Here is a 25669-nt window from a genome sequence, read left to right as displayed (position 1 = left end):
GGTTGCGATGGAAAAAGGACTCAGATTCGCCATAAGGGAAGGCGGAAAGACCGTAGGCGCAGGCGTAGTCACGGAAATATTGGAATAGGTGCTTTATGGATAAAAACAAAATAGGAACAATCAGAATAAAACTGAAGGCTTATGATCACGCCGTTCTCGACAAGTGCGTCTCGGACATAGTTCATAACGTAAAAAGGTCGGGCGGAAGAATAGCCGGTCCGATACCTCTTCCGACTCAAAAAACCATATACACGGTTTTGAGGTCTCCTCACGTGGATAAAAAATCGCGCGAGCAGTTTGAGATCAGAGTTCACAAGAGACTCATTGACATTGTCAAATCGACGCATCAGACGACAGAAGCTTTGAAAGACCTCAACTTACCGGCGGGTGTCGACGTCGAGATAAAGATGATGACCGAGGAGTAATAAAAGTGAAAGGTTTAATAGGAAAAAAACTGGGAATGACTCAGATATTTCTCGAAGACGGCAGGGTGGTTCCCGTTACGGTTGTCGAAGCCGGCCCCTGTGTCATCGTCAATTGCGAGAAAAAAGAGGGAAATGACTACACGAAACTTTTGTTGGGTTATGAAAAAGCAAAACTGCCGATCTCTAAAGAGAATAAAAAACAGGATAATAAAGGTGCAAAAGGCAGAAAGATAAATATGCCAGAACTGGGAGTTTTCAAAAAAGCAAAAGTCGAACCCTGTTCGATGATTCAGGAATTCAAAGTTCCCCAGGAATCAGAATACAAGACCGGAGACGTCCTGACTGTTGAAAATGTGTTCAAACAGGATGAATACGTCGATGTGAAATCGAGAACCAAGGGGAAAGGATTTCAGGGAGTGGTCAGAAGATACGGTTTCAAAGGTGGAAGAGGAAGCCGCGGATCCATGTTCCACAGGGCTCCGGGATCGATAGGAGCAGGAACCACTCCAGGAAGGGTCATCAAAGGACACAAACTTCCCGGTCACATGGGAGATGTTGTTAGAACAATACAAAATATTAAAATAGTCAGAATTATTCCTGATAAGAACCTACTCCTGTTAAAAGGAGCTGTGCCCGGTCCCAACGGATCTTATCTGAGAATTCAGGACGCCATTAAAAACAGAGGCAGGGAGTTTGGAAGATGAAACAGCTCAAGATTTTTAATGAAAAAGGCGAAGACACGGGCAAAACCGTTGAACTGCCCGACGAGGTATTCTCTGTCGAGGCAAACAAAAGCGTAATGCATCAGTCGGTCGTAACGTATCTGGCCAACCAAAGACAGGGAAATGCTTCCGTAAAAACCAGGGCTGAGGTTTCTGGTGGCGGAAAAAAACCATGGAGGCAAAAAGGAACGGGAAGAGCGAGGCAGGGAAGCATTAGAGCCGTCCAATGGAAAGGCGGCGGAGTCGCTCACGGGCCAAAAGTGAGAAAATACACAAAGAAAATAAACAAAAAGATGAAAAATCTGGCCATCAGGTCCGTATTGTCATTAAAAGCCAATGAAGGCTCAATTAAATGCGTCGAGAAAGTAGTTTACGAAAAACCTCAGACTTCTCGTGTTAAATCGATGCTTGCTTCACTGAAAATAGAAAACAAAAAAACTCTCATCGTAAATGACGAATATTCAAAAGATTACATTTTGTCGGCTGAAAATCTACCCGAAGTTAAAACTGCTCTCGCGTCGAGCGTCAACGCTTTTGATCTCATTAACGCCGACAGCCTTGTTTTGACACCGGAATCCATCGCTATATTCAAGGAGGTTTTTTCACCGTGACACACGACAGAGCGAGGGAAATCATACTCAGGCCTATAGTGACTGAAAAAAGCACTATGCTGAGGGAAAATCAAAACAAGTATTGTTTTCTCGTCAGTAAATGGTCGAATAAAATTGAAGTGAAAAAAGCGGTTGAACTATTGTTCAACGTAAAGGTCGAAGACGTATCTGTCATGAACCGGAGAGGAAAATTGAAAAAACTCGGAAGGTTCGAAGGTAGAAAATCCTCGACAAAGAGAGCGGTCTGCGTTCTCTCCGAGGGTGATAAGATTGAAATGTTCGAAGGGGCGTAGGTGAAAAAATGGGACTGAAATCATACAATCCTGTGACTCCGATTCAGAGGTTTCTCAAAACCGATGATTTCAAAGACGTCACGAAAAAAAAGCCGGAAAAATCCCTGACGAAAATTTTAAAGAAATCAGGGGGAAGAAATAATCAGGGCAGAGTCACAGCAAGACACCGCGGCGGTGGATCCAAAAGAAAATACAGATTGATAGATTTTAAAAGGAAGAAAGACGGGATCACAGCCGACGTAGCGGCGATCGAATATGATCCCAACAGAGGGGCGAGGATAGCTCTTGTCGTTTACGAAGACGGAGTGAAAAGCTATATTCTGGCGCCTCAAAATCTCGCTGTCGGAGATAAAATTAAATCCGGAGAAAAGCTTCCCGCAGATGTCGGCAACTGCATGATAATAGGAAACATCCCAACCGGAATTGCCGTTCACAACATCGAATTAAATCCGGGAAAAGGAGCTCAGCTGGTCAGGGGGGCGGGAACCTCGGCGACAATACTTGCGCACGAAGGAAAATTTTCACACGTCAAACTGCCGTCTGGAGAGATAAGGCTCATAAGTCAAAAATGCAGAGCGACAATAGGCATGGTCAGCAATCCGGATTACTTCAACATTCATTATGGAAAAGCAGGGAAAGCCAGATGGCTCGGAAGAAGACCCAAAGTAAGAGGAGTCGCTATGAACCCGGTCGATCATCCGCTCGGTGGCGGTGAAGGCAGGTCGAGCGGAGGAAGACATCCTGTTTCACCCACCGGTATTCCGACGAAGGGTTTCAAGACGCGCAAGAAAAAATTATCTGACAAATACATAGTAAAAAGAAAATCGAAATAAGTTATTAAGGAGAAGACGTAATGCCGAGATCAGTGAAAAAAGGTCCTTTCGTAGATCAGAAACTGGTTGAGAAAATCGAGAAAATGAAATCCGAAAGAGACAAAAAGACTATAAAGACATGGAGCAGGCGTTCGACGATCACACCTGATTTTGTCGGATTGTCTTTTGCTGTTCACAACGGAAAAAAATTCATACCCGTTTACGTCACGGAGAATATGGTCGGACACAAACTCGGCGAATTCTCTCCGACGAGGCTGTTCAGAGGACACGGAGGCAAGAAAGCCGAAGCGGAAAGGAAAACCAAAACTCAGGCATAAGGGGACAGGAGATGCAGACAACAGCAGTAACAAAATACGTCAGAGTCACTTCAAAAAAAGCCAGAAGGGTAGTCGATTCCTTCAGGGGCAAAAGGGTCGATGAAGCATTATCTCTCCTCTCTTTCACGAATTATTCGATTTCTTCACCCCTCACGAAAACGATAGCTTCCGCCGCGGCGAATCTCAAGGTTAAACCGGAAGGAGTCGCTCTCGACGACAGCAATATTTACATAAAAGAAATAAAAATCGATAAAGGACCGAATTATCCGAAAAGGTTCAGAGCCGGAGCGAGGGGCAGAGCAAAACCTATAGTGAAGGAAACCTGTCACATCACGGTCACAGTCGAGAACACGTCAAAATAGCGGAGGTTGCATTTGGGACAGAAAACACATCCTGTAGGATTCAGAATCGGGATCACAAAAAACTGGGATTCCCGCTGGTTTGCCCATCACAGAAAATTCAGTCAGGGATTAAAAGAAGACATTGAAATAAGAAGATACCTTGACAAGAGGCTGAGCCAGGCTGGTGTTTCGAAAGTCGAGATAGAGAAAGCCGTGGACAATGTCACTGTGACGGTTCACACTTCGACACCGGGCAAGATTATAGGAAAACAAGGCAAGGAAATAAACCAGCTCAGAGAAGAGATAAAGAAGCTTATAGGTAAAGAAGTGAATCTCAAGATTCAGGAAGTCCAGAATCCCGAATTGGACGCCAAACTTGTGGCGGACAATATCACGAGACAGATAATCCAGAGGGTGAGTTTCAAGAGAGCAATGAAGAGAGCAGTCACAAACGCTCTCAGACAAGGCGCCAAAGGCATTAAGGTCACTTGTTCGGGAAGGCTCGGAGGAGCTGAAATAGCCAGAACCGAATGGTACAGGGAGGGGAACATTCCGCTTCACACAATAAGAGCGGACATAGATTATTCTCAAACTACGGCACACACGCTTTCGGGAACTGTAGGGATAAAGACCTGGATATTTAAAGGCTTGATAATGAACGACGAAGACCAATACAGATTGAATCAACTCGGCCTGTTAGGGGCTAAAAAAGATAAAAAGAGAAAATAGGAGAAATTAATCATGTTGGCACCTAAGAGAATGAAATACAGAAAACAGCAGAGGGGTAAAAGAAGAGGCGTATCAAAAGGCGCCAACAAAATTGATTTCGGCGATTACGGTCTTCAAGCTCTTGAAGCGGCGTGGATTTCGGCCAAACAGATTGAAGCGGCTCGTGTCGCTATAACAAGGCACATAAAAAGGGGAGGCAAGCTTTGGATCCGAATGTTCCCCGATAAGCCAATAACTGAAAAACCTGCGGAGACGCGAATGGGTAAAGGGAAAGGCGCTCCGGTCGGTTGGGTTGCAGTCGTCAGAAGGGGGAGAGTAATGTTTGAGCTGGAAGGCATCGACGAAGAAACGGCAAAAAGAGCGATGGAACTCGCGTCGGCAAAGCTTCCCATAAAGACGAGATTCATTTCAGGCCACGATATAGCGTAGGGGTGAATGATGAAAACAAAAGAGATAAGAGAACTTACTGAAAAAGAGCTTTTTCACAGGCTCGATGAAATTAACGAAGAGATTTTTAAACTGCGTTTCAGGGTAATGTCCAATACTACGGACAAACCAGCCAATATAACTAACGCGAAAAAGGAAAAAGCCAGGATTCTGACTATTTTGAGAGAAAGAGAAATCGCGAAGAAGGGAAGCGGCAAAAATGGATAATTTAAGAACCAACAGGAAAAAGTTCAGAGAAGGGATCGTGATCTCAGATAAAATGAACAAGTCCGTCGTTGTAAAAGTAGAAAGAAAATTTGCCCATCCTCTCTACAAGAAAATAATTAAAAAGTATAAAAAATTCATGGCTCACGACGAAAACAATTCCGCCCGGGAAGGCGACATTGTCATCATTATGGAAACCAGGCCTCTGTCGAAAAAGAAATGCTGGACTCTGTCCAAAATTCTCAGGAGAGCCAAAGGAGAACAAGGAGAAAACTGAAATGTTATCTGAAAATTCTACTTTTGTGATCGCCGATAATTCAGGCGGAAAATGGGGACTGTGCATAAAGATTCTCGGCGGCAGCAGAAGGAGATACGCCAGAGTCGGCGACAAAATCACCATCGTTGTGAAAGAAGCCATTCCGAATGCGACGGTTAAAAGCAAAACAAAACACAGCGCAGTCGTCGTCAGGACCAAACAACCCGTCAAAAGAAAAGACGGAACGAGCGTCAGGTTTGATCAGAATGCCGTTGTCATTATTGATGATACGGGCAGTCCTAAAGGCACAAGAATTTTCGGTCCAATCGCGAGAGAGCTGAGAGAAAGAAACTATCTTAAAATTGTTTCCCTGGCTCCGGAGGTCGTGTGATGAAAAAGAACATCAAACTGAATGTAAAAAAAGGCGACACGGTCAAGATGATGACCGGCAATGATCGCGGAAAACAGGGAAAAATACTGGCTGTGTTTCCTGAAAAGAACACCGCCATAATTGAAGGCATCAATCTGGTTAAGAAGCACACCCGCGCTAAAAGCCAGACGGAACCAGGCGGAATAATCACAAAAGAAGCGCCGGTAAATATTTCAAATTTTATGGTCGTCTGCCAGGCATGTCATTCTCCTTCAAAAGTGAAGAGAAATCCGGAAAAACCCGGGGATAGATTTTGTGGCAGATGCGGTTCGGCGTTAGCAAACAAGTGAGGAAAAATGGCAAAAGATAAAAAGTCGAAAGCTCAGGAACAGGGTGGTTCCGGGAAATCGCTTCAGAAAATAGAAGTTACTGACAAGCCGAGCGGAGAAAAGAGAATTCCGAGAATTAAGGATTTGTATCGTAAAAATGTCATGAAGGAACTTGAAAAAAAATACAGTTACAAGAAAATGGAAATACCTAAAATTGAAAAAATAATAGTGAGTATGGGATTGGGCAAGGCCATTCAGGATTCAAAATTAATGGAAGCGGCAGTAAACGATTTGATGATAATAACAGGGCAGAGACCGTCGGTGAGAAAAGCGAAAAAGGCCATATCGAATTTCAAACTGAGAGAAGGAATGCCGGTCGGAATATCAGTCACTTTGAGAAATAATATGATGTACGAATTTTTCGACAGACTGATAAACGTCGCCGCTCCAAGAATAAGGGATTTCAGGGGCTTTAAAACAGACGGCTTCGACGGTAGAGGGAATTATAACTTCGGGCTCACTGAGCAAATTGTGTTTCCTGAAATTGATTACGACAAAGTTTATTCGATTCTCGGAATGAATATAACAATGGTGACTACAGCAAAAACTGATGAGGAAGCCCGATCCTTGCTGGAACTGATGGGAATCCCCTTCAGAAAAAGCTCAACCGAAAAGGCGGGAGTCTAAATGGCTAAAAGATCTTGGATAAACAAACAGAAAAGCGAACCGAAATTCGCCGTCAGAAAATACAATCGATGCTTCAGGTGCGGAAGAAGCAGGGGTTTTTTGAGGGATTTCGGTCTTTGCAGGATTTGTTTCAGGGAAATGGCTCTCAAGGGGGAGATTCCCGGAATAAAGAAAGCAAGCTGGTAGGGGGACTAAATGTCGATGAGTGATCCTATTGCTGATATGCTGACAAGAATTAGAAACGCCCTGATGGTCAAGAGAGAATTCGTTTCGATGCCTTATTCTGACCTGAAGTTCAAAGTGGCCAAAATCATTGAAGCCGAAGGATATGTATCCAGGGTCGAACAAACAAAAGAAGCAGAAAAAAAATGCATTAAAATCGACCTTAAGTACACGAGCGAAGGAAAACCAGTCATTTCGACTTTGGAAAGAGTCAGCAGACCCGGGCTGAGAGTTTACAAAGGATATAAAGACATACCGAGAGTCATGGAGAATCTCGGCACGGCTATTGTTTCAACGCCGCTTGGACTGATGACGGATGCCGAAGCCAGAAGAAAAAAAGTGGGCGGCGAGATATTGTGCAACATTTGGTGAGGTGAAAAATGTCGAGAGTAGGAAAAAAGCCGATAAACATACCGAGCGGAGTCAAAGTTGAAATTGCCGGCGAGGCGATCAAAATTGAAGGTCCTCTCGGCAAACTCGAGCAGAGGTTTCCAGTGGGAATTGAATTTTCCAAAGAGGACAACATTTTGCTCGTCAGCAGGAAAAACGATAACGCAGGTAAATTTCAAGGACTCGCCAGGGCTGTAGTCGCAAACATGATTGACGGAGTGACGAAAGGCGTCCAAAAGCAGCTCGAAATAGTCGGAGTCGGTTACAGAGCGACTGTGGATAAAGAAGACCTTGTAATAACAATTGGTTATTCTCACCCAATAAGAGTGTCAGCGACACCTCCCGCGGGAATTTCGAGCACAAAAGTCAAAACAAGCCAGTGGATAAAAAAATTAGACGGAATAAAATTCGATGTTTCCCCTGACAACACACAGATAACAGTCAAGGGATTTGACAAACAGACGGTCGGTCAAATGGCGGCTTTGATAAGATCCATAAGGCCACCCGAACCTTATAAGGGGAAGGGTATAAAGTATAAAGGTGAATGGATAAGACGCAAAGCCGGTAAAGCCGCGGCTACAGGCGCTAAATAAACAAGAGGTTAATGAAATGGACAAGAATAAGCTAAAAAGAAAACAGAGAGAAAAAAGGCACGACAGAATTCGTATGAAAATATCGGGCACGGCTTCGGTTCCGAGATTGAATGTCTACAGAAGCCTTAAGCATATATACGCTCAGATAATAGATGACACGACCGGAAATACACTCGTTTCTTCGTCTTCTCTACAGGACGCTGAATTGCTCGATAAAGTCCAGCTGGCAAAATCTGACGACAAAACCGTGAAAGGGAAAACTCTCGCCGCGAAAAAAGCCGGAAAGATTTTAGCCGAAAAAGCCGCCGGGAAAAAAATTAAAAAAATAGTATTCGACAAAGGTCCATACAAATTCCACGGACGCGTTAAAGCTTTTGCAGACGGCGCGAGAGAAGGAGGTTTGGAATTTTGAGACAAAACGTAATCGAAACCACCGAGATGTTCGATCAGACCGTCGCCATAAAAAGAGTTGCAAAAGTCATTAAAGGTGGCCGCCGGTTCAAATTCTCCAGTGTCGTCGTCGTCGGAAACGGCAAAGGAAAAGCTGGAGTCGGAACCGGGAAGGCATCAGAAATAGCGAACGCTATCTCAAAAGCCACTGAAAAAGCGAAAAGAAATATGACGGACGTTTGTGTTTTCGGAACAACGATCCCGCATCCCGTCGTCGGAGTTCACGGAGCGAGTAGAGTTTTGCTTAAACCGGCATCCAGAGGCACAGGCGTTATAGCATGTTCGATTGTCGGAGCTGTGCTTAACGCGGCAGGAATAAAAGATATTTTAACAAAATCTTTGGGCTCAAACAGTTCGGTCAATCTCGCGAAAGCCACAATGGACGCGCTTACAAAATTGAGAAATCCCGAAGATGTCGCAAGAAACAGAAACAAGAAAGTTGAGGATATTTTACCAAAGCAAAGGTGAAATCCAAGGAGCGAAAAAAATGAAAAAGTTCAGAATAACACAGGTAAAAAGTCCGATCGGAAGGAACATAGTTCAGAAAAGAACAGTTTTCGCTCTGGGTCTCAGGCGTATCAGGGATTCCGTAATCATGGAAGACTCGCCTCAGGTTCGCGGAATGATCGAAAAAGTGAAACATCTCGTTAATGTAGAGGAGTTGACAGTATGAAGCTTCACGATTTATCGCCGACTCCCGGATCAACGCACAAGAAAAAAAGAATTGGCAGAGGTATAGGATCAGGTCACGGAAAAACGGCCACAAGAGGAACGAAAGGTCAAAAATCGAGATCGGGCTCCTCGGTACCGCCCTGGTTCGAAGGCGGAAAAATGCCTCTTCAGCGCTTGATACCGAAGAGAGGATTCAAAAACATAAACCGGACGGATTATAAGCCTTTCAATCTCAAGAAAATTGAGGAATTGGGCATGACGGAAGTCAATCCGGAAACTCTCTACGAGAAAAAGTTGATAAAATGGGGTGAAAAAATAAAGATACTCGCGGAAGGATCTCTGTCCAAAGCCGTTAATTTCAAAGTTCATGCTTTGTCGAAAGCGGCCAAAGAAAAGATTGAAAGCGCGGGAGGAACATTCCAGACAATTAATTTCAACAATGAAGAGACGGAAGTGGTCAAGTGATTAAAAGTTTTCAGAACATATTCAAAGTCGAAGATCTGAGAAAAAAAATCTTTTGGACCGCTTTTCTTCTTGTAATTTACAGGCTGGGCGGACACATACCTTTGCCGGGTATTAACGCCGTAGCGCTATCGAGATTTTTTCAGGCTCAGCAATCGGGCATTCTGGGACTTTTTGACATGTTTGCCGGAGGGAACCTCGGCAGGGCGACTGTGTTCGCTCTCGGTATCATGCCTTACATTACTGCTTCGATTATTTTTCAGCTTCTCGCTTCAATTATACCTTCTTTTCAAAAACTTCAGAAAGAAGGAGAAGAAGGCAGAAGAAAAATTACACAGTACACGAGATATACTACTGTCGGACTCGCAATATTTCAGGCTTTCAGCATAGGAATATATCTTCAGGCGCAAAACATAGACGGCCTCCCTCTGGTCAATAATCCGGGATTTTTGTTCATGTTGACTACGATAATTTCGCTGACTGTCGGAACTGTTTTTGTCATGTGGCTCGGAGAGAGGATAACCGAAGTCGGTATAGGAAACGGAATTTCTCTCATAATCATGGTCGGCATAATCGCGAGTTTTCCGATGGACGTCGCCAGAACGTATATGCTTTTAACAACCGGAGTGATTAATATCTTCACTGTCGTGATCCTGGGTCTCATGATGATTTTGATAACCGCGGCGGTAGTCATGATAACACAGGGACAAAGAAGGATACCTGTTCAATATGCGAAAAGAGTGGTAGGAAGGAAAGTTTACGGAGGACAATCGACTCATTTGCCTTTGAACGTGAACAGTGCGGGAATAATTCCCATAATATTCGCTCAGTCCATTATGATGTTCCCGCAGACCATTGCCCAGTTTTTCCAAAACAGCACGAGCGCGTCGCTCCTGGCGATTTTTTCGGCCTGGATGCAACCCGGCGAGATTGTATATAACGTCATATACGTGGTTCTTATTGTGTTTTTCGCGTATTTTTACACGTCAGTAGTCATCAATCCCAATGATCTCGCTGATAATATGAAAAAATACGGCGGATTCATCCCCGGATACAGACCCGGAAGGAAGACAGCTGAATACATAGACTTCGTCGTCAGCAGAATTACTTTACCCGGTTCTTTGTTTTTTGCTTTCATAGCGGTTTTGCCGATGATACTTATTCAGAAGTTCAATCTGCCGTTTTATTTTGGAGGCACTTCCATCCTCATAGTTGTCGGAGTAATTCTCGACACAATGAGGCAGGTAGAAGCCCAGCTCATGATGAGGCATTACGAGGGATTTTTGAGCAAAGGCAAGATAAGAGGCAGGAGGTAAGGCAATTTGACTGAAAAGCGGAAAATAGTTGTATTCATAGGCCCTCCGGGAGCGGGAAAAGGAACACAAGCAGCGCTTTTCAGATCTAAAAAAAAGTATAACGTGATTGTGGCAGGAGATATTTTGAGAGAAGCAGCTGGTAAAAAAACCGAACTCGGAGAAAAGATAAATAAACTCGTCTCTGCAGGTCAACTGGTTCCGGACGAAACAGTCATAGAGGCTGTTGGGGCGGCTTTTGAGAACACTCAAAACTCGTCTCCGGTTTGCATTTTCGACGGATTTCCGAGAACAATTATTCAGGCGGAAGGTCTCGGCAGAATACTCGCTGAAAAAAAAGAGGACCTTTTCAAAGTTTTTTATTTTGAGATAGACGCCGAAACAGCCGTTGAAAGAAATTCGAACAGAAGATATTGCCCTTTGTGTAAAAAAGTGTATAATCTCAGGACTGATAAACCGGCGAAAGTCGGAATTTGCGGCGTTTGCGGAGCCCGCTTAATTATTAGAGACGACGACAAGCCGGAGATAATCAGGGACAGGCTTCTGGTTTACGAAAAACAGACAAAACCGCTTCTCGATTATTACCGCGAAAAAGGTCTTCTGGTCAATGTAAACGGAGAAAAGGAAAAAATCGAACTGATGAGAGATTTGGAGCATGAAATTAATGATTGAAGGAAAAGGCAGAAAAGGGATCCAGATAAACGGGATCGTTCAGGAAGTTCTGCCGGGGTTGAAATACAGAGTGATGATAGAAAATACACAGCACCTTGTTCAGGCTTATCTTTCGGGCAGGATGAGGATAAATTACATTAAGATACTACCCGGCGACAAAGTGACGCTGGAACTTTCTCCCTACGACATGACCAGGGGAAGAATAATATACAGGCAGAAATAAAGGGGAAAAAATGAAAGTCAGGACTTCGGTAAAGAAAATTTGCAAGGACTGCAAAATTATAAGAAGAAACAATGTCGTGAGAATAATATGCAAAAAAAATCCCAAACACAAGCAGCGTCAGGGATAGGAGGTGATCTTTGGCAAGAATATCCGGTATAGACCTTCCGAGAAATAAAAGAGTTGAAGTCGCTTTGACATATATTTACGGAATGGGGCTTAAAACATCTCAGATGGTGTTGAAAGCGGTTGACATCAATCCTTCCTTGAGAACGAATGAGCTGACTGAAAAAGACGTGGAAAAAATAAGACGATACATAGACGAAAATTTGAAAGTCGAAGGACAGCTCAGAGCCGATATCGCTCAGAATATAAAAAGGCTGAAAGAGATTCAGTGTTACAGAGGCATGAGACACGCCAGAGGTTTGCCTGTCAGAGGGCAGAGAACGAAGACCAACGCGAGGACGAGAAAAGGACCCAAAAAAGGAGCCGTCGCCGCGAAAAAAGTCGTGTTGAAAAAATAACGATGCCTTTAAATATGATATGAATGAGGAGGATAAGTGTCTGCTAAGAAGGTAAGATCCGAGAAAAAAACTAAGAAAAAAACAAAAGTCGACACAAACGGTGTCGCTCATATACATTCGACGTTTAACAACACGATAGTGACATTGACTGACACGCAGGGCGCGACTATAAGCTGGGCTTCTTCCGGAACTTCCGGCCAGAAAGGTTCGAGGAAAGGAACGCCGTTCGCCGCAGGTGAAGCCGCCAAAGACGCGTCTAAAAAAGCGATGTCTCTCGGATTGAAAAGAGTCGAGGTCTGGGTAAAAGGGCCTGGTCCCGGCAGGGAATCTGCCATAAGGTCTCTTGAAGGTTCCGGCCTGGAAGTAATTCTAATAAAGGACATCACACCCATCCCTCATAACGGATGCAGACCGCCCAAAAAGCGCAGAGTATAAAGTCGGGGGTAACAAGATATGTCAAGATATACAGGTCCTAATTGCAGGCTTTGCAGGAGAGAGAGCGTCAAACTTTTTCTCAAAGGAGAAAAATGTTTTACGACCAAATGCCCGATGGAAAAAGAATCAGTCAAGGCTCCCGGGGTCTCGATGGGGAGAAGACGCAGAAAAATGAATCTATACGGCGACCAGTTAAGGGAAAAGCAGAAAGTCAAAAGACAATACGGTGTTCTGGAGAAGCAGTTCAGAAATTATTTTGAAGACGCTTCACGGCAAAAGGGTATCACAGGAACCTTACTTCTTCAGCTTCTCGAAAGAAGACTCGACAATGTCGCCTACAGATCGGGGTTTGCCCCTTCGAGAAAATCAGCCAGACAGTTGATTAGACACGGACACATTTGCATTAACGGTAAGAAGATCAATTATCCCTCTTATCAGGTCAAGATAGGAGATCTCATTGAGTTAAAGGAAAAAAGCAAATCCCTCGATCTGGTTGTCCATTCTCTCGAAGCGAGAAAACAAAGAGGAATACCAAGCTGGATTACACTGGATCTGGAAAAAAAGAAAGCCGTCTTCAACACAATTCCGGAGAGAACGGATCTGCCGCCGGATATAAGGGAACATTTGATAGTCGAGCTATATTCGAAGTAAAAGGGGAAAATAAATGAAGCTAAAACCAATTCAGATACCTAAGAGTGTCGTGGTAGAAGAAGAAAAGGCAAATTACGGAAGATTTGTACTCGACCCTCTTGAAAGAGGTTTCGGTTTCACGTTAGGCAACGCTTTGCGGAGGATACTTCTTTCTTCAATACAGGGCTCAGCAATTACGAGGATAAGAATAGACGGCGTTGACCACGAATACGTCCCGGTTCCCGGAGTCATGGAGGACATTATTGAGATTGAATTGAGGCTGAAGAAAGTAAGACTGAAAGCCGACTGCGATTTGCCTGTCACTCTTGAGGTAAGGAAAAAAGGACCCTGTATCGTAAAAGCCGGAGATATTTGGACGCCGGCCGGAGTCAAGATAGTCAACCCTGAACTTGAAATATGTTCTCTGGGCAGAAACGCCGACATAAAAATGGAAATGGAAGTGACGTCAGGTACTGGATATTGCCCCATCGAAAGACTCAAAACCAAAAACGCACCTCTCGGAACTATTTTTCTCGACGCCGTTTTTTCTCCGGTTGTAAAAGTGAATTACTCGGTTGAGAACACAAGAGTCGGCAACAGGGCCGATTACGACAAACTGACTCTCGATATCTGGACTGACGGAACAATAAAACCGATGGAAGCTCTGTCTCATTCGGGTAAGATTATGAAAGATTACTCCATGGTTCTTATCAATTTTGAAAAGGAACCGGAAACCATAGTTGAAGAAGAAGTTGACGAGGAAAAGAAAAGAATGAAAAAGCTTTTGACGCAGAAGGTGGAAGAGCTGGAACTCTCCGTCAGAGCCGCGAACTGCCTGAAAGAAGCAAAGCTAAGAAATCTCGGCGACCTCGTTCAGAGAAGTGAGCAGGAAATGCTGAAATACAAAAACTTCGGCAAGCGCTCTCTGCAGGAGCTTATCAAAGTCCTCGAATCCAAAGGTTTGAGATTCGGAATGGATGTTAGCGAATACCTGGAACCCGACGAAACGGAGAAATCAGATGAGACATAAAGTAAAAGGAAGAAAACTCGGAAGAAACGATTCGAACAGAAAAGCCCTTCTGAGAAACGCGGCGAGTTCGCTCTTTCTTCACGGAAAGATAAAAACGACAAAATCCATTGCGAAAGAGCTTCAGCCGTACGTTGAAAAAATTATTACAAAGGCGAAAATTGACGATTTCAACGCGAGAAGATATGTAGCCCGGCTTGTCTACGGGAAAGAAACGGTCAAAAGCCTGTTCGATAAAGTCATACCTGAAATGAAGGAAAAAAAAGGCGGATATACGAGAATTTACGGGCTTGATTTCCGTCAGGGCGACAACGCAAGAATGGCTCTTATAGAACTCTCATCGTATAAGGAAGAAAAGAAAGAGAAAAAGGAAAAGAAACCGGCGACGAGAAGAGGGGGAAGAAAAGCAAAGAAAGACGACAAGGACAAGGAAAAAGAAAAAAATAAAAAATAATCGCCCCTTGGATCATTTATCTAAATAGGCGCCTTCCGGCGCCTTTTTTTATCGGCATACAAGCAGTAAGATCAGTTCGCTTTCAACGATCGATCTGATTTTATGACAAATCGGGTCCCTGTACTCCGGTTTTGTTTAATTTTCTTTCTCTGTGAAAAATCGAATACAACACGGGAATTATAATCAGGGTGACGACAGTCGAAGCCAGGAGGCCTCCCAAAGCGGTTGTGGCGAAAGGCGACCATATCTCGTAACCCTGTTTTCTTGACAGAGCAAGAGGAATGAAACCGATTACAGTTGTTAAGACGGTCATGAGTATGGGTCTCAGCCTGGAGATGCTTCCTTCTATGACGGTTTCGAGTATAGGTTTTCCTGAATTTTTCAAAGTGTTCATTCTATCAATCAGAACTATACCGTTGTTTACGACTATGCCCATGAGCATTATAACACCGATAGAAGTTATCATGTTCAACTCGTATCCGGTCATAAGAAACGCAAGAATGATTCCTGTAAAAGTGAAAGGGATGGAAAACATAATGATGAAAGGGTCTCTGAACGAACCGAACTGGGCACACATAATCATGTAAACGAGAACGATGCCGATGAATAATGCCGTGGCAAGGTCCAAAAAGGTCTCTCTCTGGTCTTCGGTTTGACCGGCAATTCTGGCATTCACACCGGATAGGGTGTCAATCCTCTGAATTATCGGCGATAAATCTGAGGCGACTTCGCCCATAGATCTGCCGGAAAGAGATAAAATAACTGTAACAGTTCTTGTCCTGTCTTTTCTCGCTATTTCTATCGGGGCGAAATCTCTTTCGATTTCGGCTATGTCTCCAATAGAGACCTGTTTTCCGAAGACAGTTGTCAGAACAATTTCTTTGATTTTTTCGATGTCGTCTTTTGAATGTTCTTCGTACGTTATAAAAATAGGTCGGTCCGAATCCATGACTATTATGGATCCTGCGTCCTGACCGTAAAGTGACTGCCTTACCTGCATGGCAACCATCATTGGAGTCAACCCCAGCAAAGAGGCTTTGTCTTTGTCAATGACAATTCGAAGCTCTGGTCTTCCGTTGTCAATTGTCGTGGAGGCGTCTACGACGCCGGATATGTTTCTGGCCGAGTCTGACAGGGCAAAAGCCATTTCATTGATTGTTTCGAGGTTTTGACCTGAAACTTCAATTTCGATTTCACTGGATCCTCCGAGTAAAAGCTGAAGCATTATAGACTGGCTTGACACGGAATATTTAGTTATATTTGGTATTTCATTCATTCTTTCTCTGAGAATACAGGCTATTTCCTCCGACGATTTGTCTCTCTTTTCAAGAGGTGTCAGGCGAACGACAATAGTAGCTATGTTGCTGCCTTCATTAAATCCTGCTGTGGAAAGAAGGCCTTTCTCGTCCTGCCCTTCCATTGAAAATGCGACGATCTTGTCTTTGACGACTTCGTCTATCAAGGCAAAAACCTGCGCAGTTACTTTCTCTGTAGCCTCGAGAGAAGTTCCCGACGGAGTGTTGATGGATATGGTCAGTTCTCCAGTGTCAATATTAGAAAAATATCCGGTTCCCACAAGCGGTATCAGAAGAAGAGAAAGAATGAATACAATCGCCGTAACTGTCAGGGACGCGTACTTATGCCTGAGCGTGAATGACAAAAGTCTGAAATAGGAAGCTTCTACGCTGTTGAAGAATTTTTCTGAAAGCACATAGAACTTGCTGAGAGAATTATTCTTTTTCCTGGTCTTTTCGAGTTTGGACGTCAGCATCGGAGTCAGAGTCAGAGCCGTAAAAACAGAAGAACCAATGGTGACTATTATTACGAAGGCCAACTGCTTGAATAAAATTCCAACAAGACCCCTGACGAAAACAAGAGGAAGAAACACAATGACGGTTGTCAGGGTGGCGGCGATGACTGCCGGCGCCATTTCCTTTGCTCCGTTTATGGAAGCGGACTTCATGTCCTCTGATCTGTCTCTGTGTTTATCTATATTTTCGAGAACGACTATCGCGTTATCGACTATCATGCCTATGGCAACAGCTATACTCATGAGAGAAACGGCGTTGAAGGAATAACCGAATGCGAAAAGACCTATGAAGACTATGATAATGGAAGAGGGTATGGAAAGAGATATAATAAGGCTCGGCACGAGTTTTCTCAGAAAGAAAAAAACGACGGCGATGACAGCTGTCAAAACAATGAATATCGTCTGCTTGAGGTTTCCAATGATGTTTGTTATGTTTTCCGAATAATCCTGAACGAGTTCTATTTCAACTCCATCGGGAAGGCCTTCTCTCAATTGTTCCACTGTATTTTTAACACTTTTCGACACTTCCACTGAATTGACGCCGGACTGTTTCATAACGACAAGCACTACACCTTTTTCACCGTCTACCATTGAAGACGATGTCGAAGGTGCGATGGTGTCCTTGATTGTTCCGACGTCGCGAAGTCTGACTATAACTCCGTTTTGAAAAGACACCGGAACTGAAGCGATCTCCTCCACCGATGCAAGATCCGAAGGCACTGAAACAGACCAGTTCATGGTGCCTATGTCAACATTGCCGGCGGGGATTGTTATATTCTCCAAACTGAGAGCGGTTCGTATCTGATCAATTGACACGCCGTATTTCCTCAAATCCGACGGGCTTAGAGATATTCTGATTTCTTTCTTCGGAAGGTTCAAAACCAGGACATTCGCAACGCCTGTTGAACGCTGTATCCTTTCTGCAATCTGATTGTTGACTATGTCGTCTATGTCAGTGATGCCTTCCTGGTATTTGATACCGAAGTAGAGGATGGGATAGTGTCCCGTTGATATCTTCATTATCCTCGGTTTTTTTGCTCCGTTAGGCAGATTCTCAGAGACGAAATCCACAAATTGCTGTATGTCCGTTGCTGCAGCATCTAAGTTGGTTCCGTAATTGAATTCGAGCTGGATGATTGAGACGTTGTCTTTGGACCAGGAATTAATATGTTTGAGATCAGACGCTCCAGCGAGCACTTCTTCGAGAGGTTTTGTTACCAGTCTTTCGACGTTTTCGCAGGAAGCTCCGGGATAGACGGTCAGCACTGTCAGCTGCGGGACCTCTATATCCGGAAACATGTCCTGTGGGATTCTGGTAACGCTGAATATTCCTATGACGACAAGAGCCATATAGAACATCAGAGTCATGTAGGGTTTTTTTACGGCAATGTCGATTAAGTTCATTTTACTTCTCGTGGACGACTGAGATCTCGTCTCCGTCTTCAAGAGTTCTCGAACCGACAGTCGCTATCGTGTCGCCGTTGTTTACACCTGATAAAATTTCGACGAATCCGTTTTCGGTTGAAGAGACAACCACAGTCTTTCTTACGGCTTTTCCGTTTTGAATAACGAAGACGTAAAACTCATTTCCGCTCGCATCTGTAACGAGGGCTTCTTCCGGAATCCGCGTCGAAATCATTTGATCAAGAATCATGGAAACTTCGGCGAACATTCCGGGCTTGAGAATCAGATCGGGATTGTCCAGGGCAACTTCCACTTCGAAAGTTCTCGTTGATATGTCAATTACGGAACCGATGTTAGATACACAACCGGACCATTGGGTGTCGGGGAAGAGGTCTGGCCTAATCACAGCTTCTAATCCTTTGTGAATCTCGTTGTAATAACGTTCAGACACGTTTCCTGTGATCTCGACTGAATCGATGGCTGAAAGAGTGATGATTCCGCTTCCTTCGACTGAAGAAAGAGAGATTTCGGGGGTAAAACTGAATATTTCGCCTTCTTCGCAAGAAACATCAGTTATGATACCCTTGAATGGAGCGTACACGTATGCTGACCTTGCGGACATGTCTCTTTGTGCAGTGGCACTCTTGTATATGGCTTCGGCTTTTTCGAGCTGCTGAAGTGAAATCGCCGAATTCTCGTAAAGATTTTGCGCCCTGACGTAGTCAGATTTTGCGGCTTCGTATTGAGCCTGGGCTCCGGTGAGCATCTCTCCTGAAAGAATGACGAGGAGCTGGCCTTTCCTGACAGAATCGCCTTTTTCCACGAGTATTCTCTCTATTCTGCCTGGCATTGCCGGTGATAGACGTGATTCCCTGCGAGGGGCGATGTTTTGAGAAAATTTTAATGTGGGGAGCGATTGGCTGTTCTCTACAACAGCGATCATAATTCTCTTTGAGCGGTCCTGATTGTCATTGTGCTCTGTATTTGAACTGCAAGAAAATAAACAGGCAACGGCTGTGAAAAGCCATAATAATCTTTTCAATTATTCACCTCCGTGAAATCAGAAAACACATTCGATTGGTCTAGCAATCCAAGGCTGGCTTTAAGTTTGGCATAATTCACTGCAAGGTCCGCTTTGGCTGAAATCAAATCCGCCTCGGCTTCGCTTCTGAGAAGGTATGCGTCCAGCAGTTCGGAATTTGTTATCATGCCGTTTACGAAACGAAGTTCAGAAAGTTCAAGGTATTCGAGTGAGGTCTGGTATTTTTCTTTCGTCGTCTGGAGTCTTCTGAAAGCCAGTTCAAGATCGAGTACGCCGGTTCTGATTTCTAGTTCAATCATTTCCCTGGCGGCGAGGATGTTTTCGCGGGCTTGAGCCTGGGAAGAAGATGAAGCGGAAATCTGGGCGATTCTTCCGAAACCTTCAAACAACGTGTAGTTTAAATCAATACCCATCATCCAGCCTGTCTCCCATTCGTCTTCAAGTTCAAAATCCGGATTGTTTGCCCTCAAAGTCGCGAAAAGCGTAACATCCGGTACAAATCTCATTAGCGAAATTCCTTTCCTTTCCTCGGCTACGGATAAATTTAATTCAGCGATTGACAACTCTTTTCTGTTGGCCAGTCCGTATTCAACAAAAGTGCCTGGGTCGAGTTCCGGAACAAATAGTTCCGGCAATGAATCGGAAAAGGTAATGTCGGTCGACATGTCCAGACCTGAAAGTCTGCATATGTTCATCTGTGCTAGTTTCAGGGCGTTTTCCGAAGCCTGAACCGAAAGAAGAGCGTTTTCGTGATATATTCTCGTTTTCTGCAAATCGTTTTCTATCAGTACGCCGTTGTTGTAGAGATTTTCGACATCCCTGAGGTGGGCGGCCATGGCCTGTTCATAACTTAAAGCAGAGTAAAGAAGTCCCTTGGCTTTATGATATCCCGCGTAGGAGATGACGCATTGCATTACTGTGTTTTGGTATGTTATGGCGGTGTATTCGGACGCGCTTTCCCTGATCAGGGATTGAATTCTGTAATTCCTGTAAATCTTACCGCCCCAGAAAATAGGCTGGACGAGAGTTATTGAAGCGGTTTTGAAATCTTCTTTTGTAAAATTCAGGTAGGTGTCTACCGGTGGTGTGAAACCTATTATTTCTGCAGGATTTAGCGCTGAAAAAACCGGAAGGGAAGGTACGGATAAATCCGCTCCAATTGCTTTGTCTATTTTTGTGTAATTGAAGTTTGCGGATATTCTGGGAAGCATGCTTCCGAACGCCAGGGCCTCCGAGTTTTTAGTGATGTCATGATTGAGTTCGGCATGTTTTATTTCGTGGCTGAAATCGAGACTGGACCTGACAAATTCGTCGAAATCCAGAATCACGATCTGCGACTGAATGAAAAGAAATAAAGTGAATATTGTCAAACACATCATCTCAAAAGCTCCTTGTTGCAATCGTAAATTTTTTTTAGAAGTTTTAACGACTGTGCTTTTTCCGATTCGTTCAAACATTTAAGAATCTTTTTTGCAAAATCTCTGTGAAGTTTTTTCCTGTTTGCGAGCACATTTTTGCCCTTTGTCGTGATCTCGATTATATGAATTCTCGCGTCATTTTTTGACAGCCTTTTTCTGACGAGATCTTTGATTTCAAGAGCAGATATGAGATTGGAAACCGTCGGCTTTTTAACATTAAGTTTTTTGGAAATGGCAGTGATCGTACATGCGGGCATTGATTCGATGAGAGAGAGATAGAGGAGCTGTTTGATGGTCAGATCGTTTGTTTCACGGCTCTTCATGAAATCTCTTTCAAATATGTCGAGTAGGCCGGAAAAATCCAAGACGGCCTGTTCAAGATTATCCATCGGTTCCATTTCGTACTCCGTTAGTTAGCAATAACTAATCATTATATTTCGTTCGGAAATTTTGTCAAGAAATTAATGCCGGTTAATGTTTTGTTAAGGAAAGGCAATTCACTTGTTGTGAATTGCCTGAAAAACCAATACAGAGGTTTTGTTTAAAGATACGAAAAAAATGACCTGATTGAGTTCAGTGTAAAAGGTTTCTCGATTCAAAACCTTCTCGTATTTTTTCCCGTAGCTCCATGACGGTTTTTTTAATGTCTTCAGACAGACTGATGGCCGTGACAACTGCCGCGCAGTCGGCTCCGGCGGAAATCACCCGAACTACGTTGGATGTATTGATTCCTCCGATGGCGACCAGCGGTATTTTTAGAAGTTTTGAAAAGTAACTGATGCCTTCAAATCCAGCGGGTGCGCCAAGATCTTTTTTTGTTTCGGTTGCAAAAACCGGACTGAGCGCAACATAGTCCGCGCCTGAATCCTGCGCTAAGAGAGCATCTTTTTCAGCGTGGAACGAGACTCCAAGAATTTTTTCGTCGCCGATCAAATCTCTGGCCTTACCGGGAGTTATATCAGACAGGCCAACATGGACTCCGTCCGCTTTGGATTCTCCGACAAGGTGAGCCCTGTCGTTGAGAATAAAAAGCGTGTTGAATTCTCTTGTTATTTTTCTGATATAAAGCGCCGTTTCAAGAAACTCGTCGTCGGGTAGAGATTTGTCCCTGAACTGCAGTATGTCAACGCCGCTTCTGCATGCCTGATAAGAAATTTCCTGCACCGACCTTCCGAGAGTCAGAAGAGGGTCGGTGACGAAATACAGCCCTTTGATCGCTTTTTTCAACCGGTGATAATCTCCAGCTTAAGACGCCGTGAGATTTCTTCTTCAGTTGCTGAATATATCCTGTCTCTCAGTGATATCTCGAAAGAAGCAGGCCCGTCTGATTTTTCAGCGGCAAGTTCGCCCATGAGCGAGTAGAAACACACTCCGCAAACGGCCGCGATGAAAGGATCCTTTTCAACCGACGCGAAGCAGGCAACAGAAGTCGAAGACGAACAACCGGTTCCGGTCACTTTGCCCATAATTTCATTGCCGTTGGAGCAGATAGCCGTCTGTTTTGAATCGGTAATTACGTCTTTGACGCCGGTGACTGCGATTACGGTGCCGAGTATTTTTGAAGCTGTTTTGATTTTTTCGAGAGCAGTTTCATCCGATTCCCTGGAATCGACGCCGACTATTTCGGCCTTTATTCCCGCGCAAGTCAGTGTTTCGGCGAGATTAGCCCTTATTATTGAAACTTTAACCTCAGAAAGTATCCTCTTCGCAGAATCGGTTCTGAGCTTTGTCGCTCCGGCTCCGACGGGGTCAAAGACAACGGGTACACCAAGTTTATTCGCTTTTCTACCCGCTGTGATCATCGAGTCTATAAGTTCGGGCACAAGCGTTCCAATGTTGAGAAGAAGGCATCCTGCATAAGACACCATTTCTTCGACTTCCTCGATGGCGTGAGACATGACAGGCTGACCGCCTATGGCCAGAGTTAGATTTGCCGTCTGGTTCATGACGACGAAATTAGTCATGTGGTGGATCAGAGGTCTATTCTGTCTCAATACATTTATGTCTCTGGCTATAATTTCTGAATAATCCATGGCGCCTCCATTTTACGAATTAGATTGTAACGCTAAATTTTCAAATGAAATCATTATAAATTGATTGAATTTATATGTACATAAAAGTCTGTTGTGAACGAAAAATAAACGGTATTTATATTCAGAAAATAAATAATTTTATTTTTTATTGTTTTGGAATATCATGAAATTTGAAATAATAAAAATTCTATACTGCATGTCTCGATAAATTAATCGCCGTTTTTAAATTAACTTACTGTATAACAGTGCCGGATAATACAAATCCATAAAAAACCGAATTGAGAATTTTTTATTTTAATTTTTATCCAATAAGCTTATACTGAAAATGAATGAAAATGAGAATAGCTATAGTCGGTGTCGGAGGAGTAGGAGGTTATCTCGGGGCGAGACTCTGCCATTTCAGAGATCCGATAAAATCCTATCACGTGATTTTCATACAGAGAGGCGAGGGGCTCATGGTTCTCAAAAAAAACGGCATCACGCTCCTCACTGAACAAAACAAGTATGTCACGTTTCCCGACATGGTGACTGACGATCCCTCGGATCTCGGGATTTTTACGCACGTATTTTTATGCGTAAAGAGTTACCAGCTAGATGAAGTTCTGAAACTTCTGAAAAGTAACGTCGCTCAAAACACAGTTCTGATATCGCTTTTGAATGGAATCGGTACGGAGGAAAAAATAAAGACGAGTTTCCCTTACGCCGAAGTCCTCGGAGGATGTGTTTATGTCAGTTCGGAAGTTCTTTATCCGGGCGTAGTGAAACAGACAGGTTCTGCCGGGAAGTTATTCTTTGGTTCCGAGGGATCGGATGAAAACAGGCACAGAGAATTGCTCGATGTCCTTAAAAACGCGAGAATAAAGGCTTTTTTTGACAGGGACATAAAGAGGAAGGAATGGGAAAAGTTCCTCATTTTGTGCCCGTTTTCCACTCTTTCTTCTTTTTACAACTGTACGGCGGGGGAGATAGCGGAAGACGGCGAAAAAAACCGGAAGTTTGTTTCTATGATGGAGGAAATAGTCGAGCTTGCCAACGCTAAAGGAGTGCCTTTGGGAGAGAAAGACGTACAGGAAAATTTAAGCAGGATACTGACTTTTTCAAGGGAAACAAAGACTTCTTTTCAGAGAGATTTCAAGGCAGGAAAAAACACGGAAATAGACGTTCTTGCGGGATACGTTGTCGAGGAAGGAAAAAAATTGGGTTTGAAAACACCTCTGCACGAAGAATTTTTCGATAAGCTGAATAAGAGGATGCTGAACCGCGAGGACTGAAAGCCGGTCCAGGCAGTTACATCTTATGCGGACTAATAAGAAAAACCGCTCATTTGATCAGAGAATAGATTTCATAAAGGAAGTCGACAAGCTGAAATCAGTTTTCCGGCACACATACCTGTTTGACGGCACGAGAAACGAAAACGACGCCGAACACTCATGGCATCTGGCGATTATGGCGATTGTTCTTGAGGACTATTCCAACGAACGGGTAGACATCATAAAAGTAATAAAAATGGTCCTCATTCACGACTTGGTGGAGATTGACGCAGGTGATTTCATTTTGTACACGGATAGAAAAGAAGAGAAACTGGAAAAAGAAAAGAAAGCGGCCGACAGGATTTTCGGTCTTTTGCCAAAGGAACTGAGGACGGAATTTACTTATCTTTGGAAAGAATTCGAGGAAAAGAAAACTCCCGAAGCCAGATTCGCCGCGGCTATAGACAGACTCGAACCTATCATGCAGAATCACGCGACAGGCGGAAAAGCGTGGAAAAAACACGGAATAAAACTTGAACAGGTAATCGAAGCGAACAGACACATCGCAGAAGGATCGGAATCTTTGTGGGAATACGCAAAAAAATTGATTGAAAACGCAGAAGAAGAAGGATTTATATGTTAGTTTCCTTTCACTGCATGATTTTTCAGAACGGCAGAACCAGCAATATTTATCTTATGACACTGACTTTACCCACGGCACATACAGACGCCGACGATACCCTGATGAAATATAATCCGTTGCTCAAACTGTCTGCGTCGAGTAAGAAAGTGTTTTCGCCATGAGTGGCGTTGAATCTTGAGGCGCCGAGAACCTCCCTGCCGTGAACGTCAAAAACGCTTATTTCGACGCAATCGTCACAAGGTATTTTTAAAACGGCAGAAATTCTTCCGTTGAAGAATCCGACGGTCAGCGAAAGTTCATATGACTCGGGTATTTGGGCGATCGGATCCTCTTCGACTGACAGGCTGAGGCTGTCATAAAGTTGAATCATTCTCGTCGCGGCTAAAGTCAATTCGCTCTCGTCGTTTCCCGCGACTACACCGTAAGCTATCGTTATGGTGTCTTCCGGACCGAAGGAGTACGGACCGCAGTTTATCATAATCTTGTAATCAGCCGGCGTCGTCGGCCAAGATGCGGAAACGCTCACGTCTCCAAGAGCGGCATAATAAGAGTTGTCGTCTCCCGGAGTTGTCGCGTAATTATACCAGTGAGCTCCGTGCGCACCCGACGGTTCCAAAAAACATATTCCGACCTTCTGTGTGTAACTGCCGCTGTCATACATGTAACAAAGGTTTACCGCCGAAATATATCCTGCCATGTCGTCGCTGTAAGCTGACGAAGGAATGTCGAAGTCGTACCAGAATCCCGTATAAACGCTGTCATAAGATGCGCGCGATGTGTTTATAAATTTATTCACGAAAACTATGAAATCTCCGTTTGTGTCCTGAGACCATGAAAAACCTGTTCTTTCGACGTATATCTGAGTCCCGTGATAAACGTCTGTCATGCTGTAAAAGCTTTTGTAGAGAGAGTCGTCAATCCAAGCCCACGAACTGTGGGACACTGACCATTCGGTCAGACCGCCTCAACACAGCTGGGTGGCGACGACTACAGGATTAGCGCCGCTTGAAAAACCTATCGCCTGACATCCCTGAAAGAGGGTGTTTATTCCGGTGCCTCCGGGAAACTGCATCGAAGGACCGGAAACGCTGCCTACGTCGCCGCCGGGTCTGTCGAGAGCCGTCCAGAGATTGTTGTTGTTGTGAACAGACCTTTCAAAGGTTTGGTAAATCCTTCCGCCGGGCATAGAGACCGCGCTGGCAGATATGATTGCACAGAGAATGAAAGAAAACATGTTGCCTCCCTGGAAAAATATATTAAATGATATTTGCGCTGCAAAACAAAGTCAAGATACGGCAGATTGTTCAATTATGTGTTGACAAACCTGTGTGCTTGAATTGATAATTTTTGATTCGGAGAGGAAGGATCTGGTGGTCCAGCTGGTCTTCAAAACCAGTAGCGGCCGGATAAAACCGTCCGTGGCAGGTTCGATTCCTGCCCT

The 25669-nt window shown here is 44.0% G+C and carries 41 protein-coding genes; 33 read left to right on the top strand and 8 right to left on the bottom strand.

The annotated features are described in order from the left end of the window. From JXL83_10050 to rplQ, 31 genes are all read left to right on the top strand, one after another. The coding region (locus JXL83_10050) for a hypothetical protein (protein MBN2364458.1) at positions 1 to 88 on the top strand (88 nt) is incomplete at its 5' end. Positions 89 to 95: 7 nt separating this feature from the next. After that, the gene (gene rpsJ, locus JXL83_10045; protein ID MBN2364457.1) at positions 96 to 425 is read left to right on the top strand and encodes a 30S ribosomal protein S10; all 330 of its coding nucleotides are present in this window, start codon (positions 96 to 98) and stop codon (positions 423 to 425) included. Then, positions 425 to 1129: a 50S ribosomal protein L3 gene (rplC, locus tag JXL83_10040; protein MBN2364456.1), complete on the top strand. Its 705-nt coding sequence runs from the start codon at positions 425 to 427 to the stop codon at positions 1127 to 1129. Before rpsJ ends, rplC begins: the two co-directional genes overlap by 1 nt. Further along, entirely contained in the window at positions 1126 to 1758 is a 633-nt protein-coding gene (gene rplD, locus JXL83_10035; protein MBN2364455.1) for a 50S ribosomal protein L4, read from the top strand. Before rplC ends, rplD begins: the two co-directional genes overlap by 4 nt. Continuing rightward, positions 1755 to 2051 (top strand): 50S ribosomal protein L23, encoded by a 297-nt coding sequence (rplW, locus tag JXL83_10030; protein MBN2364454.1) that lies wholly within the window; start codon positions 1755 to 1757, stop codon positions 2049 to 2051. Before rplD ends, rplW begins: the two co-directional genes overlap by 4 nt. Positions 2052 to 2059: 8 nt before the next feature. Further along, positions 2060 to 2884 carry a 50S ribosomal protein L2 gene (gene rplB / locus JXL83_10025; protein MBN2364453.1) on the top strand — a complete coding sequence of 275 codons (825 nt, stop codon included), beginning with the start codon at positions 2060 to 2062 and terminating at the stop codon, positions 2882 to 2884. Between the two features lie 20 nt (positions 2885 to 2904). Further along, positions 2905 to 3201, top strand: coding sequence for a 30S ribosomal protein S19 (gene rpsS / locus JXL83_10020; GenBank protein ID MBN2364452.1), 297 nt, complete (start codon positions 2905 to 2907; stop codon positions 3199 to 3201). 11 nt (positions 3202 to 3212) lie between these two features. Further along, positions 3213 to 3563: a 50S ribosomal protein L22 gene (rplV, locus tag JXL83_10015; GenBank protein ID MBN2364451.1), complete on the top strand. Its 351-nt coding sequence runs from the start codon at positions 3213 to 3215 to the stop codon at positions 3561 to 3563. 12 nt (positions 3564 to 3575) lie between these two features. After that, positions 3576 to 4271, top strand: a complete 696-nt coding sequence (rpsC, locus tag JXL83_10010) for a 30S ribosomal protein S3 (protein ID MBN2364450.1) — start codon at positions 3576 to 3578, stop codon at positions 4269 to 4271. A gap of 12 nt (positions 4272 to 4283) precedes the next feature. Then, the gene (rplP, locus tag JXL83_10005; GenBank protein MBN2364449.1) at positions 4284 to 4700 is read left to right on the top strand and encodes a 50S ribosomal protein L16; all 417 of its coding nucleotides are present in this window, start codon (positions 4284 to 4286) and stop codon (positions 4698 to 4700) included. Positions 4701 to 4709: 9 nt separating this feature from the next. After that, entirely contained in the window at positions 4710 to 4925 is a 216-nt protein-coding gene (gene rpmC, locus JXL83_10000; protein MBN2364448.1) for a 50S ribosomal protein L29, read from the top strand. Further along, the gene (gene rpsQ, locus JXL83_09995) at positions 4918 to 5199 is read left to right on the top strand and encodes a 30S ribosomal protein S17 (GenBank protein MBN2364447.1); all 282 of its coding nucleotides are present in this window, start codon (positions 4918 to 4920) and stop codon (positions 5197 to 5199) included. Before rpmC ends, rpsQ begins: the two co-directional genes overlap by 8 nt. A 1-nt stretch (position 5200) precedes the next feature. Further along, a complete protein-coding gene (gene rplN, locus JXL83_09990; protein ID MBN2364446.1) occupies positions 5201 to 5569 on the top strand; it encodes a 50S ribosomal protein L14 in 369 nt (122 codons plus the stop codon). After that, positions 5569 to 5898, top strand: coding sequence for a 50S ribosomal protein L24 (locus JXL83_09985; protein ID MBN2364445.1), 330 nt, complete (start codon positions 5569 to 5571; stop codon positions 5896 to 5898). Before rplN ends, JXL83_09985 begins: the two co-directional genes overlap by 1 nt. A 105-nt stretch (positions 5899 to 6003) precedes the next feature. Continuing rightward, positions 6004 to 6564, top strand: a complete 561-nt coding sequence (rplE, locus tag JXL83_09980) for a 50S ribosomal protein L5 (protein MBN2364444.1) — start codon at positions 6004 to 6006, stop codon at positions 6562 to 6564. Then, complete coding sequence (locus JXL83_09975; GenBank protein ID MBN2364443.1) at positions 6565 to 6750, top strand: type Z 30S ribosomal protein S14; 186 nt, start codon at positions 6565 to 6567, stop codon at positions 6748 to 6750. Between the two features lie 9 nt (positions 6751 to 6759). Further along, positions 6760 to 7158, top strand: coding sequence for a 30S ribosomal protein S8 (gene rpsH, locus JXL83_09970; protein MBN2364442.1), 399 nt, complete (start codon positions 6760 to 6762; stop codon positions 7156 to 7158). Between the two features lie 8 nt (positions 7159 to 7166). Continuing rightward, positions 7167 to 7769 (top strand): 50S ribosomal protein L6, encoded by a 603-nt coding sequence (rplF, locus tag JXL83_09965; GenBank protein ID MBN2364441.1) that lies wholly within the window; start codon positions 7167 to 7169, stop codon positions 7767 to 7769. Positions 7770 to 7785: 16 nt separating this feature from the next. Beyond that, positions 7786 to 8181 (top strand): 50S ribosomal protein L18, encoded by a 396-nt coding sequence (locus tag JXL83_09960; GenBank protein ID MBN2364440.1) that lies wholly within the window; start codon positions 7786 to 7788, stop codon positions 8179 to 8181. Positions 8182 to 8207: 26 nt separating this feature from the next. Further along, a complete protein-coding gene (gene rpsE / locus JXL83_09955) occupies positions 8208 to 8687 on the top strand; it encodes a 30S ribosomal protein S5 (GenBank protein MBN2364439.1) in 480 nt (159 codons plus the stop codon). Positions 8688 to 8706: 19 nt separating this feature from the next. Then, a complete protein-coding gene (rpmD, locus tag JXL83_09950) occupies positions 8707 to 8892 on the top strand; it encodes a 50S ribosomal protein L30 (GenBank protein ID MBN2364438.1) in 186 nt (61 codons plus the stop codon). Further along, a complete protein-coding gene (gene rplO / locus JXL83_09945; protein ID MBN2364437.1) occupies positions 8889 to 9356 on the top strand; it encodes a 50S ribosomal protein L15 in 468 nt (155 codons plus the stop codon). Before rpmD ends, rplO begins: the two co-directional genes overlap by 4 nt. Beyond that, the gene (secY, locus tag JXL83_09940) at positions 9353 to 10669 is read left to right on the top strand and encodes a preprotein translocase subunit SecY (GenBank protein MBN2364436.1); all 1317 of its coding nucleotides are present in this window, start codon (positions 9353 to 9355) and stop codon (positions 10667 to 10669) included. Before rplO ends, secY begins: the two co-directional genes overlap by 4 nt. A 6-nt stretch (positions 10670 to 10675) precedes the next feature. Then, the gene (locus JXL83_09935; protein ID MBN2364435.1) at positions 10676 to 11338 is read left to right on the top strand and encodes a nucleoside monophosphate kinase; all 663 of its coding nucleotides are present in this window, start codon (positions 10676 to 10678) and stop codon (positions 11336 to 11338) included. Further along, a complete protein-coding gene (gene infA / locus JXL83_09930) occupies positions 11331 to 11561 on the top strand; it encodes a translation initiation factor IF-1 (GenBank protein MBN2364434.1) in 231 nt (76 codons plus the stop codon). The genes JXL83_09935 and infA overlap by 8 nt, the downstream gene beginning before the upstream one ends. Before the next feature lie 10 nt (positions 11562 to 11571). Next, entirely contained in the window at positions 11572 to 11688 is a 117-nt protein-coding gene (gene rpmJ / locus JXL83_09925) for a 50S ribosomal protein L36 (GenBank protein MBN2364433.1), read from the top strand. Between the two features lie 10 nt (positions 11689 to 11698). Continuing rightward, positions 11699 to 12082, top strand: a complete 384-nt coding sequence (gene rpsM / locus JXL83_09920) for a 30S ribosomal protein S13 (protein MBN2364432.1) — start codon at positions 11699 to 11701, stop codon at positions 12080 to 12082. A 36-nt stretch (positions 12083 to 12118) separates the two neighbouring features. After that, positions 12119 to 12517, top strand: coding sequence for a 30S ribosomal protein S11 (gene rpsK, locus JXL83_09915; GenBank protein ID MBN2364431.1), 399 nt, complete (start codon positions 12119 to 12121; stop codon positions 12515 to 12517). A gap of 18 nt (positions 12518 to 12535) precedes the next feature. Continuing rightward, entirely contained in the window at positions 12536 to 13168 is a 633-nt protein-coding gene (rpsD, locus tag JXL83_09910; GenBank protein ID MBN2364430.1) for a 30S ribosomal protein S4, read from the top strand. Between the two features lie 13 nt (positions 13169 to 13181). Then, positions 13182 to 14177, top strand: coding sequence for a DNA-directed RNA polymerase subunit alpha (locus JXL83_09905; GenBank protein MBN2364429.1), 996 nt, complete (start codon positions 13182 to 13184; stop codon positions 14175 to 14177). Beyond that, positions 14167 to 14628, top strand: coding sequence for a 50S ribosomal protein L17 (rplQ, locus tag JXL83_09900; protein MBN2364428.1), 462 nt, complete (start codon positions 14167 to 14169; stop codon positions 14626 to 14628). Before JXL83_09905 ends, rplQ begins: the two co-directional genes overlap by 11 nt. A gap of 100 nt (positions 14629 to 14728) precedes the next feature. On the opposite strand, the gene JXL83_09895 is transcribed toward rplQ, so the two are convergent. The 6 genes from JXL83_09895 to thiM form a co-directional block, all read right to left on the bottom strand. Continuing rightward, on the bottom strand, positions 14729 to 17842 hold the full coding sequence (locus tag JXL83_09895; GenBank protein ID MBN2364427.1) for an efflux RND transporter permease subunit: 3114 nt from the start codon (positions 17840 to 17842) through the stop codon (positions 14729 to 14731). A 1-nt stretch (position 17843) separates the two neighbouring features. Next, a complete protein-coding gene (locus JXL83_09890) occupies positions 17844 to 18884 on the bottom strand; it encodes an efflux RND transporter periplasmic adaptor subunit (protein MBN2364426.1) in 1041 nt (346 codons plus the stop codon). Beyond that, the gene (locus tag JXL83_09885) at positions 18881 to 20263 is read right to left on the bottom strand and encodes a TolC family protein (protein ID MBN2364425.1); all 1383 of its coding nucleotides are present in this window, start codon (positions 20261 to 20263) and stop codon (positions 18881 to 18883) included. Before JXL83_09885 ends, JXL83_09890 begins: the two co-directional genes overlap by 4 nt. Then, complete coding sequence (locus tag JXL83_09880) at positions 20260 to 20700, bottom strand: winged helix-turn-helix transcriptional regulator (GenBank protein ID MBN2364424.1); 441 nt, start codon at positions 20698 to 20700, stop codon at positions 20260 to 20262. The genes JXL83_09885 and JXL83_09880 overlap by 4 nt, the downstream gene beginning before the upstream one ends. Positions 20701 to 20875: 175 nt before the next feature. After that, positions 20876 to 21529, bottom strand: a complete 654-nt coding sequence (gene thiE / locus JXL83_09875) for a thiamine phosphate synthase (protein ID MBN2364423.1) — start codon at positions 21527 to 21529, stop codon at positions 20876 to 20878. Then, positions 21526 to 22335, bottom strand: a complete 810-nt coding sequence (gene thiM, locus JXL83_09870) for a hydroxyethylthiazole kinase (GenBank protein ID MBN2364422.1) — start codon at positions 22333 to 22335, stop codon at positions 21526 to 21528. The genes thiE and thiM overlap by 4 nt, the downstream gene beginning before the upstream one ends. A gap of 329 nt (positions 22336 to 22664) precedes the next feature. Between thiM and JXL83_09865 the strand changes: the two genes are divergently transcribed. Together JXL83_09865 and JXL83_09860 are read left to right on the top strand one after the other, a co-directional pair. Then, positions 22665 to 23606 (top strand): 2-dehydropantoate 2-reductase, encoded by a 942-nt coding sequence (locus tag JXL83_09865; protein ID MBN2364421.1) that lies wholly within the window; start codon positions 22665 to 22667, stop codon positions 23604 to 23606. A gap of 25 nt (positions 23607 to 23631) precedes the next feature. Further along, a complete protein-coding gene (locus tag JXL83_09860) occupies positions 23632 to 24228 on the top strand; it encodes an HD domain-containing protein (GenBank protein ID MBN2364420.1) in 597 nt (198 codons plus the stop codon). A gap of 46 nt (positions 24229 to 24274) precedes the next feature. Here JXL83_09860 and JXL83_09855 read toward each other — a convergent pair whose 3' ends face one another. Both JXL83_09855 and JXL83_09850 read right to left on the bottom strand, forming a co-directional pair. After that, positions 24275 to 25171 carry a T9SS type A sorting domain-containing protein gene (locus JXL83_09855; GenBank protein MBN2364419.1) on the bottom strand — a complete coding sequence of 299 codons (897 nt, stop codon included), beginning with the start codon at positions 25169 to 25171 and terminating at the stop codon, positions 24275 to 24277. Positions 25172 to 25192: 21 nt separating this feature from the next. Next, positions 25193 to 25462, bottom strand: coding sequence for a hypothetical protein (locus tag JXL83_09850; protein ID MBN2364418.1), 270 nt, complete (start codon positions 25460 to 25462; stop codon positions 25193 to 25195). Between the last annotated feature and the right edge of the window lie 207 nt (positions 25463 to 25669).

This window comes from candidate division WOR-3 bacterium (genome assembly GCA_016934535.1).
In the GTDB taxonomy this organism is placed as follows: domain Bacteria; phylum SDB-A; class SDB-A; order SDB-A; family SDB-A; genus JAFGIG01.
Note: the sequence above shows the minus strand (reverse complement) of the source record. Positions and strands in the feature narration are given on the sequence as shown.

Excerpts from the sequence above, each read along its gene's own strand:
- rpsJ (MBN2364457.1), top strand. The coding sequence starts at position 96 with ATGGATAAAAACAAAATAGGAACAATCAGAATAAAACTGAAGGCTTAT.
- rplD (MBN2364455.1), top strand. The coding sequence starts at position 1,126 with ATGAAACAGCTCAAGATTTTTAATGAAAAAGGCGAAGACACGGGCAAA.
- rplB (MBN2364453.1), top strand. The coding sequence starts at position 2,060 with ATGGGACTGAAATCATACAATCCTGTGACTCCGATTCAGAGGTTTCTC.
- rpsS (MBN2364452.1), top strand. The coding sequence starts at position 2,905 with ATGCCGAGATCAGTGAAAAAAGGTCCTTTCGTAGATCAGAAACTGGTT.
- rplV (MBN2364451.1), top strand. The coding sequence starts at position 3,213 with ATGCAGACAACAGCAGTAACAAAATACGTCAGAGTCACTTCAAAAAAA.
- rplP (MBN2364449.1), top strand. The coding sequence starts at position 4,284 with ATGTTGGCACCTAAGAGAATGAAATACAGAAAACAGCAGAGGGGTAAA.
- rpmC (MBN2364448.1), top strand. The coding sequence starts at position 4,710 with ATGAAAACAAAAGAGATAAGAGAACTTACTGAAAAAGAGCTTTTTCAC.
- rpsQ (MBN2364447.1), top strand. The coding sequence starts at position 4,918 with ATGGATAATTTAAGAACCAACAGGAAAAAGTTCAGAGAAGGGATCGTG.
- rplN (MBN2364446.1), top strand. The coding sequence starts at position 5,201 with ATGTTATCTGAAAATTCTACTTTTGTGATCGCCGATAATTCAGGCGGA.
- JXL83_09985 (MBN2364445.1), top strand. The coding sequence starts at position 5,569 with ATGAAAAAGAACATCAAACTGAATGTAAAAAAAGGCGACACGGTCAAG.
- JXL83_09975 (MBN2364443.1), top strand. The coding sequence starts at position 6,565 with ATGGCTAAAAGATCTTGGATAAACAAACAGAAAAGCGAACCGAAATTC.
- rpsH (MBN2364442.1), top strand. The coding sequence starts at position 6,760 with ATGTCGATGAGTGATCCTATTGCTGATATGCTGACAAGAATTAGAAAC.
- rplF (MBN2364441.1), top strand. The coding sequence starts at position 7,167 with ATGTCGAGAGTAGGAAAAAAGCCGATAAACATACCGAGCGGAGTCAAA.
- JXL83_09960 (MBN2364440.1), top strand. The coding sequence starts at position 7,786 with ATGGACAAGAATAAGCTAAAAAGAAAACAGAGAGAAAAAAGGCACGAC.
- rpsE (MBN2364439.1), top strand. The coding sequence starts at position 8,208 with ATGTTCGATCAGACCGTCGCCATAAAAAGAGTTGCAAAAGTCATTAAA.
- rpmD (MBN2364438.1), top strand. The coding sequence starts at position 8,707 with ATGAAAAAGTTCAGAATAACACAGGTAAAAAGTCCGATCGGAAGGAAC.
- rplO (MBN2364437.1), top strand. The coding sequence starts at position 8,889 with ATGAAGCTTCACGATTTATCGCCGACTCCCGGATCAACGCACAAGAAA.
- infA (MBN2364434.1), top strand. The coding sequence starts at position 11,331 with ATGATTGAAGGAAAAGGCAGAAAAGGGATCCAGATAAACGGGATCGTT.
- rpmJ (MBN2364433.1), top strand. The coding sequence starts at position 11,572 with ATGAAAGTCAGGACTTCGGTAAAGAAAATTTGCAAGGACTGCAAAATT.
- rpsD (MBN2364430.1), top strand. The coding sequence starts at position 12,536 with ATGTCAAGATATACAGGTCCTAATTGCAGGCTTTGCAGGAGAGAGAGC.
- JXL83_09905 (MBN2364429.1), top strand. The coding sequence starts at position 13,182 with ATGAAGCTAAAACCAATTCAGATACCTAAGAGTGTCGTGGTAGAAGAA.
- rplQ (MBN2364428.1), top strand. The coding sequence starts at position 14,167 with ATGAGACATAAAGTAAAAGGAAGAAAACTCGGAAGAAACGATTCGAAC.
- JXL83_09895 (MBN2364427.1), bottom strand. The coding sequence starts at position 17,842 with ATGAACTTAATCGACATTGCCGTAAAAAAACCCTACATGACTCTGATG.
- JXL83_09885 (MBN2364425.1), bottom strand. The coding sequence starts at position 20,263 with ATGATGTGTTTGACAATATTCACTTTATTTCTTTTCATTCAGTCGCAG.
- JXL83_09880 (MBN2364424.1), bottom strand. The coding sequence starts at position 20,700 with ATGGAACCGATGGATAATCTTGAACAGGCCGTCTTGGATTTTTCCGGC.
- thiM (MBN2364422.1), bottom strand. The coding sequence starts at position 22,335 with ATGGATTATTCAGAAATTATAGCCAGAGACATAAATGTATTGAGACAG.
- JXL83_09865 (MBN2364421.1), top strand. The coding sequence starts at position 22,665 with ATGAAAATGAGAATAGCTATAGTCGGTGTCGGAGGAGTAGGAGGTTAT.
- JXL83_09860 (MBN2364420.1), top strand. The coding sequence starts at position 23,632 with ATGCGGACTAATAAGAAAAACCGCTCATTTGATCAGAGAATAGATTTC.
- JXL83_09850 (MBN2364418.1), bottom strand. The coding sequence starts at position 25,462 with ATGTTTTCTTTCATTCTCTGTGCAATCATATCTGCCAGCGCGGTCTCT.